The sequence below is a fragment of the Streptococcus suis genome, from assembly GCF_017601095.1.
Taxonomy (GTDB): Bacteria; Bacillota; Bacilli; order Lactobacillales; family Streptococcaceae; genus Streptococcus; species Streptococcus suis_Z.
This window is the reverse complement of sequence record NZ_JAGFUX010000008.1, coordinates 71,821-85,850: the sequence shown is the minus strand read 5'-3', so window position 1 is coordinate 85,850 and position 14,030 is coordinate 71,821. Positions and strand designations below refer to the sequence as shown.

Here is a 14,030-nt window from a genome sequence, read left to right as displayed (position 1 = left end):
ATTACGTTTCGACTCTTTCATGGCTTCTTTGATGGAGCAGCTACAGGAGCAGTCCGAACACGCACCTTTTTTTCTGAAAATGCTGATAAGGGCGACCACGAACAGTAGGAAAATTAGACTAGCTAAGATGAGTGTCGGCATGATGCATCTCCTTTAGCATGGAATGAACAGTAAGATGGGGAACTCGTTCTTGCGGTCTTCGAAAAAGGAAGAATAATAAAAGTGCAAGGACGGCAAGGGCGAGGTAACTAGACAGACTAAGGGGCTCTCTATAGAGTAAAACCTGTCCAAACTGAAAGATGATAAAGCTGATTAAGTATGCCAAACCTGTTTGATAACCGATGGCAATCCAGGTCCATTTTGCCTGGCCCATTTCACGATGGATGGCACCAATTGCCGCAAAACAGGGAGCACATAGGAGGTTGAAGACAAGGAAGGAGTAAGCGGAAAGGGCTGTATAGTCCGTCTGTAAATTGGTCCACAAATCAGGATTAGATTCGCTGGTTTCACCAAGTCGGTAAAGAACACCAAAGGTGGAAATCACAGTCTCCTTGGCAAGCAGCCCTGTTAGAGCGGCGATGCTAGCCCGCCAATTTCCAAAGCCCAAAGGGGAAAATAGCGGAGCGAGCAGATTGCCAAGACTAGCTAAGATGCTGGCTTCTGTCTCTACTGATTCTAAGTACCAATTGTAGGAACTGGTAAACCAGATGAAGAGATTGGTCACAAAAATAATACTTCCTGCACGCTTGATGAAACTCCATGCTTTTGAAGAAGCATAACGTACAGTCTTGAGCAGGACAGGCAGATGGTAGTTGGGAAGCTCCATGATAAAAGGACTAGCTTGACCGCTCAACTGTTTGGTCTTTTTAAGTCCGATTCCTGAGAGGATAATCGCTCCCATACCAAGAAAATACGCAGATGGTGCAATCCATGGATTGTTTGGAAAGAAGGCACCTGCTACAAGTGAAATAATAGGTAGTTTGGCAGAGCAGGGCATAAATGTTGCGGTCATGATGGTGATTTTTCGGTCAGCCTCATTTTCGATGGTCCGACTTGCCATGACCCCTGGCACCCCACACCCAGTAGAAATAAGCATGGGAATGAAGGATTTGCCTGAAAGGCCAAAGCGTCGAAACAATCGGTCCATGACAAAGGCAACACGACTCATGTAGCCTATGTCTTCTAACAAGCCCAGGCAGAAGAAGAGGACGAAAATCTGTGGGACAAAGCCTAGAATGGCCCCGCAGCCTGCCACTATCCCATCCAAAATCAAAGCTTGTAGCCACTCCTCAATTCCCCAAGTTGTTAGACCATCCTGCACCCAGTTGGGGACAAGTTCACCAAAGAGAATATCGTTGACCCAATCGGTTCCCATAGTACCAATGGTTTGGATTGAGAAAAAGTAAACTAGCCACATGACCAAGGCGAAGATAGGCAGTCCCAACCAACGGTTGGTCACGACTCGGTCGATGCGATCAGAAAGAGCTACAATAGTTTCACCCTGGCTTTGAACGGCAGTAGCCATCCTTTCAATAGCCTGATAGCGTTGATTGATTAAGATAGCATCGATTTCATCCTGATAGATTTTTTCGAGGATGGAGGCAATTTCTTGGATAATAGAGATAGCCTCTTCTGGTAAGTCCAATTGGTCCATGACCAGCGCATCACCTTCAAGGCAACGCAGGGCGTAGAAGCGTTTGTGGCGTTCCGAGAGCGAATCAGGCAGTACCTCTTGGACTTGGGCGACGGCAGCTTCTAGCTGAGGATCATATTCTGGGAAAAAGAGAGAGGATTGGTCAGATATTGGCTGACGGAGGGCCTTGACTAGCTGAGTAAGCCCCGTTTTTTTCAGGGCAGAAATAGCCACTACTGGCTGTCCCAGGAGGTGAGAAAGGTGGTCAATTTGGATGCTTTTTCCAGCTGCTACTAGCTGATCGTTCATATTGAGGGCAATGACCATAGGCAGCCCCAACTCTACTAATTGTAGAGTGAGATAGAGATTGCGCTCGAGATTGGTCGCATCCAGAACATTTAAGATCATATCAGGCTGGTCTTGTAAGAGATAGTGGCGTGCCACCGTTTCATCAGGGCTGTAAGGAGACAGGGAGTAAATGCCTGGTAAATCTTGGAGGAGGATTTCCTTATCTTGTTTGAGCCAGCCTGATTTTTTTTCAACCGTGACACCAGGCCAGTTCCCCACCCGTTGGTTAGAGCCAGTCAATTGGTTGAAGAGACTGGTTTTACCGCTGTTTGGATTGCCGATTAAGGCGATTTCTTTTTTCATTCCAAAACCTCATCTTGTAGGGAGACAAAGAGAAGCTGGGCTTCTGATTTACGCAGACTGAGTTGGTAACCACGAATGGTAATTTCAAGAGGGTCCCCTAAAGGCGCCAGTTTTTTGAGATAGATTGCTGTTCCTTTGGTCAATCCAAAATCCATTAAGCGTCTCTTAAGGGCACCAGTTGCACAGATTTGCTCCAAAATGACCTGACTACCTATAGCAACCTGAGAGAGAGGGATGAGGCTTTTTTGACTGGGGCTGGCAACCAAGTCCATCCCCTCCATCAAATCCTTGTCCAAAGCCAAACGGCTAGCCTTGACTTGCACAATGATATTGGCCTTGGTCTTGGAAATAATCCGAATATCCTTTCCCACTAGAAAACCCAGTTGCTGTAAGTGTTTACTGAGACTATCTGGGAAATGCATGCCCACTAACCGATAAGATGAGCCAACTTGTAAGTCTGTAAAATCCATCGTTTCATTCCATTTCTGTCACTAAACTATGTTCATTATATCACAAACTCTTAAAAATGTCAGAAAATTCTAGGATAAACTAGCAACTTTCTATTGAAAATATCTGAATTGGGTATTGACAAGTCTGATTGTGATTTGTTAGAATATAATGGTAATGCTGGTTTAGCTCAGTCGGTAGAGCGCATCCATGGTAAGGATGAGGTCGCCGGTTCAATCCCGGCAACTAGCATAAAATAACATCAAAAACCCTTGATACACAAGGGTTTTTCTTATGTCGACCCAAATTGTTTTTCGGCAACTTATGTGAACTAGCATCTTGCTTTAGTCGGGATGATTGTTCCTATGTAGCAAGTTAGAAGGTTGGTCGGGTATGAGGAATGGGAGATTGAATAGTTTGATAAAACAAAGTTTTCTAAAAATGGAAAAATAGCTTGACAGATGGTTTCAGTATGTTAGAATAGGGAAAAGGTAATAACTAGAAAAGAAAGGAGAATATCATGAATACATTCGTTAGTATGACATTAGTATTGAATTACCAAACTCTCCTTTCTAAGCCAAGACCTTAGTTTCTCTTGTGGACTTGAGGGGCCCGGGATGGAGTGTATTCTGTCTCGGCTTTTTTGTGTGTTCTGGGCTTGTTTATTTTAGGGGTGCGCTGCTCGGGACTAGGACATTCTTGGTGAAGAAAGGATAAAAAGAGAAGGAGATTATATGTTTCGACTAATTTTTGACTATGTCAAGCAGCACAAGTGGCTCTACTTGCTGGTTGCTGTGACCTTGATTATTTATGACGCCACGCTCTTGGTGCCCACCCAGATTATTCAGCGGATGGTGGACACCTTGGCCAGTCAGGGATTGACAGAATCCCGCTTGGTCCAGGATATGACCCTGCTTTTCTTGGTGACCTTGCTTAACTACGCCATGGCTTTTATCTGGCATCTTAAGCTCTTTCAGGCTTCGGTCAACTTCAAGTTTGAGATGCAACAGCGGGCCTTTCGAAAAATGGTCGTCATGCGGACCCCTTTCTATGAAAAATTCCGCTCAGGCGATATCATGACCCGTTTTTCAACGGACGTGGATGGGCTCATGGAAATGGTGGGTTACGGCCTCATGATAGTGGTTTATGCAGGCGGTATGTTGGCCTTTATCATTCCGACCATGTTTCTGATTGACTGGAAGATTTCCTTCTGGGCTATCCTACCAATGGTTGCAATGGCAACCTGTATCTTCCTCATCGGACGGAAGCAGGACCTGGCTATTGATGAAAACCGCGATGCCGTTGCGGCACTTAACACAGAAGTCTTGGAGGTGGTTGAGGGGATTCGTGTAACAAGGGCTTACAGCAAAAAGGCGACTCAGGAAGCCAAGTTCCAAGAAAAGACCAGACGACTAGCACAAGGTGGGAATCGGATCACCTCCCTCCAGTCCCTCTACAATCCTCTGGCTACATACTTTCTAGCCTTATCTAATGTAGCGGTTATCCTCTTAGGAGCCCATGCCCTGCAAAATGGCGACCTCAGTCTTGGTCAGGTCATCGCTCTCCAGCTCTATGTCAGCTCCCTCCTAGAGCCTTTCTGGACCTTAGCGGACTTCATCTTGGTTTACCAGACAGGCAAGACGTCCTTTGAGAAGCTGCAGGAGCTCATTGAGACAGGCGACGACTTGGAGGCGGACGGTTTGGAGGCAATAGCAGAGCTGACTAGCATTTCCTTCAAGGATTACAGCTTTAGCTACCCACAGGCAGAACGGGCCAGCATTTCGGACATTAACTGGACCCTGATGGCTGGTCAGACAGTCGGTATCGTAGGAAAAACTGGCTCAGGCAAGACCACCTTGGTCCGTCAGCTGCTCCGTCAGTATCCAGTCGGTCAAGGAGAATTTGCTATCAATGGTCAGCCTGTTTTAGAGATTGAACGCTCGTCTATCGAAAGAAAAATCGGTTACGTTCCCCAAGAGCATATCCTCTTTTCCAAATCTGTCGGCGAAAACATTGCTCTGGGCAAGCTGGATAGCAGTCCTGAGGAGATCCAGCAAGCCATTGCAACAGCAGCTTTTACAAAGGACTTGGAGCGGATGAGTGACGGACTGGACACCATGATTGGTGAGCGGGGCGTGTCTATTTCTGGCGGTCAAAAGCAACGGATTTCCATTGCTCGAGCTTTCCTGCGAGAGCCAGACTTGCTGATTCTGGACGATTCTCTGTCGGCAGTCGATGCTCGAACAGAACGCCAGATTATCCAAAATATTCAAAAAGAACGTGCAGGTAAAACCAATGTCATCGTGACCCACCGTTTGTCAGCTGTCAACCATGCGGACTGGGTGCTGGTCTTGGATGAGGGGCGGATCGTCGAGGAAGGGCGGCCTGCTGACTTGCTAGCCCAAGAAGGCTGGTACTATGAACAATACCAACGCCAACAAAGCCAGGAAGGAGGGGAAGAATGAGCGTTATCGGTTATCTATTAAAAGAAATCAAGCGGGTCAAGTGGCTCTTTCTGGCGGCGGTGGCTGTCTATCTACTGGCCTCTACCCTGGTCCGCTTTGCTCCCTTGATCTTGCAGGGCTTGATTGACGGACCTTTGACAGCTATCAGCAAGGGAACAGCCTTGGATCAAGCAGTCTTTTTGCAGGATTTGGGACGCTATATGCTGATGAATGCGGTTGGAGCTTTGGGGTTTTATGCTTCTATGCGGTTGCTCATGTACTGTGCCAATAGCATTGCGGAGCAGTTGCGGAATCGAGCCTACGATGTCATGCAGCGTCTGCCCATTTCCTACTTTGATGATAAGCCAGCAGGGAAGATTGCCACACGGATTGTCAACGACACGGAGACCTTGCGGACTCAGTTTTATGGGACTCTGGTCAATGTCTTTAACAACATCGTCCGTCTGATTTTCACCTATGGGATTCTTTTCTATATGAATGCGACCTTGGGTCTTGTCCTTCTGGTGCTGATTCCGCTCTATATCGGGATTCAGTACGGTTATAAGAAGATGACAGACAAGCCGATGAAGGACTTCTATGATGCCAGAAGTGATGTCAATACCCAGGTCAATGAAACCATGAATGGTGCTAGTTTGATTCAGCTGTTTGGTCAGGAAGAACGGGTCATGGAGGAGTTTGAAGCGACAACCGACAAGATGCGGCGGGCAGATAACAAGATTATCTGGGCCCAGTCCATTGCGACCTGGAACTTGACCGAGCTTGTAAAGTATCTGGTCATCACAGGAATTTTGACCATTGTGGGCTACCAATTTCTCAAGGGACAGTCGGACCTGTCACCTGGCCGCCTTTTCGTCTATATCAACTATATCGAAGGGGTCTTTATTGCCTTGGGGCATCTTGTCCAGCAGTTCCCTAATCTCCTGCGTTCTGTGGAAACAGGCAAGCGAGTCAGGAGCCTCTTGGAAGAAGAAACAGAGCCTGATAGTAGTGCTGAATTGACGGTGACAGACGGTCAGGTGGTCTTTGACCAAGTGACCTTCGCTTATGAAGCTGGTAAGCCCATTCTCAAGGACATCTCCATTCGGGCTGACAAGGGGGAAACCATTGCCCTGATCGGCCACACAGGTTCAGGCAAGTCCTCCATTATGAACCTCCTCTACCGTTTCTATGATCCTCAGGAGGGACGGGTTTTGATTGACGGGAAAAACATCCGTGATTATTCACGCGAGAGCCTGCGGAGTCACATGGGGATTGTCCTACAAGACCCTTATCTCTTTACAGGGACGATCGCCAGTAACATAGCCATGAATGAGGAAGCGGCGGATAGGGAGAAAATTGCCCAGTCGCTTGAAAAAGTCGGAGCAGGGCCCATGCTGGCTCGATTGGAGAAAGGCATGGATGAGCCCGTTGTCGAAAAAGGAGCTGCCTTCTCCAGTGGTGAGCGGCAGTTGATTGCTTTTGCCCGCACCCTTTACTCCGATCCAAAAATCTTGATTCTGGACGAGGCGACTTCCCATATCGATACGGAGACAGAAGAGATTATCCAGCATGCTATGGAAGTAGTCAAGGAAGGGCGGACCACCTTTATCATCGCCCACCGCCTCTCTACTATTCAAAATGCAGATCAGATTTTGGTCTTGGACCAAGGTCGGATTATCGAACGTGGCAGACACGAGGACCTGATTGAACAGGGCGGTGTCTATGCCCAGATGCATGACATTCAATCACGAGTTTAAAAAGAATGGGAAGCCATTCTTTTTTGTTCTTGTAAAACTAGTTCCGGAAAATCGTCAGAATTCTGAAACTAGTTTCAGAAAAGTTAATATATAAAGTTTTTTGGAAATTACATTCTAAATTGAAAATAAGTCTTGAAAAAATTGGATAATACAATATAATAAATAATGTAAGCGCTATCTTTGACTGTTGCAACGCAAATAAAAAGGAGTGAAAGAATGACAAAGATCAGCAAGGAAGAATTAAAGAAACAAATTAAAAACGGAATTATTGTTTCCTGTCAGGCCTTGCCGGGCGAGCCTCTCTATCGAGAAGAAGGTGGTGTAATTCCTCTCTTGGTAAGGGCAGCAGAAGAAGCAGGTGCGGTTGGTATTCGGGCCAACAGTGTGCGAGATATCCAGGAGATAAAAGAAGTAACCCAGTTGCCGATTATTGGCATTATCAAGCGGGACTATCCGCCTCAGGAGCCTTTTATCACCGCAACGATGAAGGAAATCGATGAACTGGCTGCCCTAGACATTGCGGTTATCGCCTTGGATTGTACCAAACGTGAGCGCTATGATGGCTTAGAGATTCAAGACTTCATTCATCAAATTCGAGAAAAATATCCAGACCAACTTTTCATGGCAGACATCTCTACCTATGAAGAAGGCTTAGTCGCCCATGAAGCTGGAATTGATTTTGTTGGGACGACCTTGTCAGGCTATACCTCTTATAGCCGTCAGGAAGCAGGTCCAGATATTGAGTTGATTGACCAGCTCGTTAAAAAAGGAATTGATGTCATTGCGGAAGGGAAAATTCACTATCCAGCCGAAGCAAGACTAATCAATGATTTAGGGGTGGCTGGGATTGTCGTTGGTGGTGCGATCACCCGTCCTAAAGAAATCGCTGAGCGTTTCATTCGTGCCCTCGATTGATCAACAGTTATCCCTACTTTAATGTGGTATCAAATCATTCCCAATCGGGAAACAAAAAAAGAAAAAAGGAGAAGAATGATGAAAAAAATCATCCATTCATTGTTGGCAGGTGCTGCGGTTCTTTCACTAGCAGCTTGTGGTTCAAGCTCTAGTGACTCGACTGCAACGTCTTCATCTGAGGCTGCAGGCACAGAGAAGACAGAGATTACATGGTGGGCCTTCCCAGTCTTCACTCAAGAGAACACAGAAGATGGTGTTGGTACCTATGAGCAAAAAATTATTGCTGCTTTTGAGGAAGCAAACCCAGACATCACTGTAAAACTCGAAACCATTGACTTTACATCTGGTCCTGAAAAAATTACAACAGCAATTGAAGCAGGTACTGCTCCAGACGTTCTTTTTGACGCACCAGGCCGTATCATCACTTACGGAAAAAATGGTAAATTGGCTGAGTTGAATGACCTCTTCACAGATGAGTTTGTCAAAGATGTAGCCAACCAAAATATTATCCAAGCATCTAAAGCTGGTGATACAGCTTATATGTACCCACTCAGTTCAGCACCTTTCTACATGGCATTTAACAAGGCCATGCTAGAAGACGCAGGTGTTCTTGATCTTGTCAAAGATGGCTGGACAACTGACGACTTTGAAAAAGTGATCAAAGCTTTAAAAGACAAAGGTTACAACCCAGGTTCCCTCTTCTCTAACGGTCAAGGTGGTGACCAAGGTACTCGTGCCTTCTTGGCAAACCTCTACAGCGGAAGCATCACTGATGAAGGTGTAACCAAATATACAACTGATTCAGAGCAAATGATCAAAGCCTTGGATAAGGCAGCTGGCTGGATTAAAGACGGTTACATGATGAATGGCTCACAATATGCAGGTGGCGACGACATCCAAAACTTTGCAAATGGCCAAACATCTTACACCATCCTTTGGGGTCCTGCGCAAAATGGTATCCAAGGACAATTGTTAGAAGAATCTAAAGTAGAAGTGCTTGAAGTACCATTCCCATCTGAAGATGGTAAAGCAGCCCTTGAGTACCTTGTAAACGGCTTTGCAGTCTTTAACAATGGCGACGAAGCACGTGTAGCAGCGTCTAAGAAATTCATCCAGTTCATCGCAGACGATGCTGAATGGGGTCCTAAGAACGTTGTTCGTACAGGTGCCTTCCCAGTTCGTACATCATTTGGAGCACTCTATGATGATGAGCGCATGGCAATGATTGAAGAGTGGACTCAATACTACTCTCCATACTACAACACCATTGACGGTTTTGCTGAAATGAGAACACTTTGGTTCCCAATGTTGCAAGCTGTATCAAATGGCGAAAAAGAAGCTGAGCCTGCTTTGAAAGAATTTACAGAGCAAGCAAATGCAACCATTAAATAATTAAAGAATTTGATGCTCCTTTTCACCGTCAAAATATTGGATGTCGAAAAGGAGCATTTTCTGTTCAGAATTAGAGGTGTTCATCGTGAGGATTAATAAAATTAGAATGCGGGAGACCATTGTGTCCTACACATTTTTGGCCCCAATTCTGGTCTTCTTTACCATCTTTGTCCTAGCACCAATGATCATGGGATTTGTCACTAGTTTCTTCAACTACACGATGACAGATTTCACCTTTGTTGGCTTGGATAACTACATTCGGATGTTCAATGATCCGATTTTCATCAAGTCCCTGATTAATACAGTCATCATTGTAGTTGGCTCAGTGCCAGTCGTGGTCTTGTTCTCTGTTTTCATCGCTTCTCAAACCTATGAGAAAAATGTGATTGCGCGCTCCTTCTATCGGGCGGTCTTCTTCCTCCCAGTAGTTACAGGTTCGGTTGCCGTTACAGTCGTGTGGAAATGGATCTATGATCCCCTATCTGGTATCTTGAACTTTGTCCTGAAATCAGGTGGTGTTATCGAGCAAAACATCAGCTGGCTTGGGGACAAACAGTGGGCCTTGTTAGCCATCATTATCATCTTGTTGACAACATCAGTCGGTCAGCCGATTATACTATATATTGCAGCTATGGGAAATATTGATAATTCCCTAGTGGAAGCAGCGCGAGTAGATGGGGCAACAGAGAACCAGGTCTTCTGGAAAATCAAGTGGCCTAGTCTCTTGCCAACAACCCTTTACATTGCAATTATTACCACCATCAACTCCTTTCAGTGTTTTGCCTTGATTCAGCTCTTGACCTCTGGTGGGCCAAACTATTCAACTTCAACCCTTATGTACTACTTGTATGAAAAGGCTTTTAAACTATCGGAGTATGGATATGCCAATACCATGGGTGTTTTCCTGGCAGTCATGATTGCACTGATTTCCTTTGCCCAGTTTAAGATTTTGGGCAACGACGTAGAATATTAGAAAGGAGGAAGCTATGAAAAAGAAACCAATTTCTATCTTTTCGGTTTTGACAACCATCATCTTGCTCCTCTTGACCATTCTATTCATTTTCCCATTCTATTGGATAATGACGGGGGCATTCAAATCCCAACCGCATACAATTGTCATTCCACCGCAATGGTGGCCAACTCAGCCAACGCTTGAAAACTTCACCAAATTGACAGTTCAAAACCCAGCTTGGCAGTGGTTGGGGAACTCAGTCTTTATTTCATTAGCAACCATGGTCTTAGTTTGTTCAACATCCTCTCTAGCAGGTTATGTCTTAGCTAAGAAACGATTCTATGGACAGCGGATTTTGTTCTCAATCTTTATTGCAGCCATGGCCTTGCCTAAACAGGTTGTCTTGGTTCCCCTGGTACGAATTATCAATTTCATGGGTATTCATGATACGCTAGCTGCGGTTATTCTGCCACTAGTTGGTTGGCCATTCGGTGTTTTCTTGATGAAGCAATTCTCTGAAAATATCCCAACTGAGCTCTTAGAATCTGCAAAGATTGACGGTTGTGGTGAAGTATCAACCTTTTGGAATGTTGCCTTCCCAATCGTAAAACCAGGTTTTGCAGCCTTGGCCATCTTTACATTTATCAATTCTTGGAATGACTACTTTATGCAGTTGGTTATGTTGACATCACGTCAGAATTTGACCATTTCGCTGGGAGTTGCAACCATGCAGGCTGAAATGGCAACCAACTATGGTGTCATCATGGCGGGTGCAGCCCTAGCTGCAGTTCCTATTGTTACAGTCTTCCTTGTCTTCCAAAAATCCTTTACCCAAGGTATTACCATGGGTGCGGTGAAGGGGTAGGAAAACCGCAGAGAAAATGGAGAAAGTCTATGATTTATGATCGAATCGATCAAGCCCTCCACTACAAGGGATTAGATCCAAATTTAGATATGGCCTTGGATCGATTAGCCGAAGGTGGTTTTGACCAACTAGCAGCAGGGCGATATGATTGTCAAGGAGACCAGGTATTCTTCTTTCTTCAGGACAATCAGTTAGCCTTGGAATCTAGCCCGATTTTTGAATACCACAAGCGCTATGCAGATTTGCATGTGGTTTTGGAGGGGAGTGAAAAAATATCTTATTCTTCTGAAGAAGCGCTTGATCCAACTTTTAAAGAAGAGGGAGACATCGGTTTTACTTCTATTGAAGACAGGGTGGATTTCATCTTGGATGGTCATCATTTTCTCTTGTGTTTTCCACAGGAACTGCACCAACCTAACCAATTTATGGGTCAGGACCAAGAGGTCAAAAAATTAGTGTTTAAAATTTTAATGAAGTAAGTAGAAGGAGCTCGGTCATGCACAAACAGGTTCAAACAGCATGGAAATCTTTATTTGATGTGGAACATCCAGTCTGGCAGTTGGCTGAAAAGGTATGGACTGTTCTAGTCTTGAACCTGCTGTTTGTCCTGACGGCTCTTCCAATTGTTACCTTTGGGATTGCCCAAATCAGCCTAGTTGCTAGTCTAGATCAATTGAGACAGGAGGGAAAAATTGCGGCAGTAAAAGCTTTTATGAGCCATGCCAAAACCAAGTGGAAAGTAGGTTTGTTGCTTGGTGGGATGGACCTTGTTTTACTCCTCTTTAGTCTCGGTGATTTCTATCTAGTTCGGGACATGCAAGCACCAGTTTTCGAAGTTTTTAAAGTCATCTGTGTTGCAGTGTTTGTTTTCAGTCGCCTGCTCTTTCTATATGCCTATCCTTTGGCTGGGGAAATGAATCGGTCTCTGAAAGAAATCTTGGTGCATGCTGGCTTGCTGGTTGGGGTCCGTCTATCCTTGACCCTGTTAGTTGTTCTGGTTCAAGTTGTTCTGGTCCTTCTAGCCTTGTGGTCTGGATTTAGTCTCTTGCTGGTCCTATCCTTGTTGGGCACCATTGGCTATGCTGGTTTACTCTATCTCTTTTTACTTGCTTTGCATAAAAAATAGTTGAATGAAAGGTTTTTGAATGAAAAACTTAGAAAAATATCATGGAATCATCCCAGCGTTTTATGCTTGTTATGATGAAAATGGTGAAGTCTCTTCGGAACGTGTTCGGGCTTTGACCCAGTATTTCATTGACAAGGGTGTTCAAGGGCTTTATGTCAATGGTTCATCTGGTGAATGCATTTACCAAAGTGTGGCAGACCGCAAGCAAATTCTTGAAGCGGTCATGGAAGTTGCCAAGGGTAAATTGACCATCATCAACCATGTGGCCTGCAACAATTTGAAGGACAGCGTGGAGCTAGCGCGTCATTCGGAAGAATTGGGTGTCGATGCTATTGCAGCTATTCCACCGATTTATTTCCGTTTGCCTGAGTACAGCATCGCAGCTTACTGGAACGGCATTAGTGCAGCTGCACCAAACACCGATTTCATCATCTACAATATTCCGCAACTGGCAGGTGTGTCTTTGACACCAAGTCTCTATAAGGAAATGTTGAAAAATCCACGTGTAGTTGGGGTGAAAAATTCCTCTATGCCGGTTCAGGATATTGATACCTTTGTAACACTTGGTGGCGAGGACTATGTGGTATTCAATGGTCCAGATGAGCAATTCTTAGGTGGTCGCCTTATGGGGGCTAAAGGAGGAATTGGTGGTACCTATGGTGCTATGCCAGAACTCTTCCTGTGTTTGAACCAATTGATTGCGGACAAGGACTTGGAAACAGCCCGTCAATTACAGGCAACCATTAATACCATCATCGGAAAACTGGTATCCGGTCAGGGTCATATGTACGCTGTCATCAAGGAAGTCATCCGTATCAATGATGGCTTGGATATTGGTTCTGTTCGGGAACCTCTAACTGCCTTAACAGAAGCAGATTTGATTATTGCTCAAGAAGCGGCTCAGGCCATTCGCGATGCTAAGGAAAGATTTGGTGCCTAGGAGGTGTCTATGAAAACCTATCTTGCCATTGATATTGGTGGAACTCAGATTAAATACGGCCGCCTAGATGAAGCAGGTCAGATCCTGGAAAGTTATAAGATAGACACAGAAGCCCACAAGGGTGGTCCCCATATCCTAGCGACAGTCAAAAAACTTGTGGAAGATTTTCATGCCCAAGCCCCCCTTTCTGGAGTAGCCATTTCTTCGGCTGGGATGGTTGACCCTGACAAAGGAGAGATTTTCTATTCAGGGCCACAAATTCCAAACTATGCTGGTACTCAGTTTAAGTCTGAAATAGAAACAGCTTTGGGTCTTCCTTGCGAGATTGAAAATGATGTCAACTGTGCAGGGCTGGCTGAAGGGATTTCAGGCGCTGGTCAAGGTAGTCGGATTTCCGTTTGCTTGACCATTGGAACGGGCATTGGAGGTTGCTTGTTAGTGGATGGTCAAATCTTCCATGGCTTTAGTAATTCGGCTTGTGAGGTCGGCTATCTCCACCTTTCAGATGGGGCTTTCCAAGACCTGGCTTCAACGACGGCTCTTGTCCAAGAAGTGGCTCGTTTACATAATCAGGATTCAGCAGACTGGAATGGCTATAAGATTTTCCAGGCAGCCAAGGCAGGAGATGCCCACTGTATTGCTGCCATTGACCGTATGGTCAACTATCTTGGTCAAGGTATTGCCAATATCTGCTATGTAGCCAATCCAGAAGTGGTCATTCTTGGTGGTGGTATTATGGCGCAAAAGGATTATCTCTTTGAGAAAATCCAGGCAGCACTTAAGAAAAACTTGGTTTCTAGCCTAGCAGACAAGACCAGACTTGCCTTTGCAGAGCATGAGAATGCAGCTGGTATGCTGGGTGCCTTTTATCACTTCCAACAAAAGCAAGGTCTGAGTTAGGAGGAGCT

The 14,030-nt window shown here is 45.3% G+C and carries 12 protein-coding genes and 1 tRNA gene; 11 read left to right on the top strand and 2 right to left on the bottom strand.

From position 1 onward, the window contains the following. Positions 1-118: 118 nt before the first annotated feature. Positions 119-2,284 carry a ferrous iron transport protein B gene (gene feoB, locus J5566_RS08025; protein WP_208562852.1) on the bottom strand — a complete coding sequence of 722 codons (2,166 nt, stop codon included), beginning with the start codon at positions 2,282-2,284 and terminating at the stop codon, positions 119-121. Further along, positions 2,281-2,754: a FeoA family protein gene (locus J5566_RS08020; RefSeq protein WP_208562851.1), complete on the bottom strand. Its 474-nt coding sequence runs from the start codon at positions 2,752-2,754 to the stop codon at positions 2,281-2,283. Before J5566_RS08020 ends, feoB begins: the two co-directional genes overlap by 4 nt. A gap of 156 nt (positions 2,755-2,910) precedes the next feature. Here J5566_RS08020 and J5566_RS08015 point away from each other — a divergent pair. The 11 genes from J5566_RS08015 (at position 2,911) to J5566_RS07965 (ending at position 14,022) form a co-directional block, all read left to right on the top strand. Continuing rightward, positions 2,911-2,983, top strand: a tRNA-Thr gene (locus tag J5566_RS08015). A 482-nt stretch (positions 2,984-3,465) separates the two neighbouring features. Then, positions 3,466-5,196 (top strand): ABC transporter ATP-binding protein, encoded by a 1,731-nt coding sequence (locus tag J5566_RS08010; protein WP_208562850.1) that lies wholly within the window; start codon positions 3,466-3,468, stop codon positions 5,194-5,196. Further along, a complete protein-coding gene (locus J5566_RS08005; RefSeq protein ID WP_208562849.1) occupies positions 5,193-6,932 on the top strand; it encodes an ABC transporter ATP-binding protein in 1,740 nt (579 codons plus the stop codon). The genes J5566_RS08010 and J5566_RS08005 overlap by 4 nt, the downstream gene beginning before the upstream one ends. Positions 6,933-7,148: 216 nt before the next feature. Beyond that, complete coding sequence (locus J5566_RS08000; protein WP_208562848.1) at positions 7,149-7,847, top strand: N-acetylmannosamine-6-phosphate 2-epimerase; 699 nt, start codon at positions 7,149-7,151, stop codon at positions 7,845-7,847. A 78-nt stretch (positions 7,848-7,925) separates the two neighbouring features. Beyond that, the gene (locus J5566_RS07995; protein ID WP_208562847.1) at positions 7,926-9,239 is read left to right on the top strand and encodes an ABC transporter substrate-binding protein; all 1,314 of its coding nucleotides are present in this window, start codon (positions 7,926-7,928) and stop codon (positions 9,237-9,239) included. A gap of 85 nt (positions 9,240-9,324) precedes the next feature. Beyond that, the gene (locus J5566_RS07990; protein ID WP_202848259.1) at positions 9,325-10,212 is read left to right on the top strand and encodes a carbohydrate ABC transporter permease; all 888 of its coding nucleotides are present in this window, start codon (positions 9,325-9,327) and stop codon (positions 10,210-10,212) included. 13 nt (positions 10,213-10,225) lie between these two features. Then, the gene (locus tag J5566_RS07985; RefSeq protein ID WP_208562846.1) at positions 10,226-11,056 is read left to right on the top strand and encodes a carbohydrate ABC transporter permease; all 831 of its coding nucleotides are present in this window, start codon (positions 10,226-10,228) and stop codon (positions 11,054-11,056) included. A gap of 29 nt (positions 11,057-11,085) precedes the next feature. Next, entirely contained in the window at positions 11,086-11,535 is a 450-nt protein-coding gene (locus tag J5566_RS07980) for a YhcH/YjgK/YiaL family protein (RefSeq protein WP_208562845.1), read from the top strand. A 17-nt stretch (positions 11,536-11,552) separates the two neighbouring features. Then, positions 11,553-12,182, top strand: coding sequence for a DUF624 domain-containing protein (locus J5566_RS07975; protein WP_208562844.1), 630 nt, complete (start codon positions 11,553-11,555; stop codon positions 12,180-12,182). Positions 12,183-12,201: 19 nt separating this feature from the next. Further along, positions 12,202-13,122 carry a dihydrodipicolinate synthase family protein gene (locus J5566_RS07970; RefSeq protein WP_208562843.1) on the top strand — a complete coding sequence of 307 codons (921 nt, stop codon included), beginning with the start codon at positions 12,202-12,204 and terminating at the stop codon, positions 13,120-13,122. A gap of 9 nt (positions 13,123-13,131) precedes the next feature. Continuing rightward, positions 13,132-14,022 (top strand): ROK family protein, encoded by an 891-nt coding sequence (locus tag J5566_RS07965; protein WP_208562842.1) that lies wholly within the window; start codon positions 13,132-13,134, stop codon positions 14,020-14,022. Positions 14,023-14,030 lie beyond the last annotated feature (8 nt).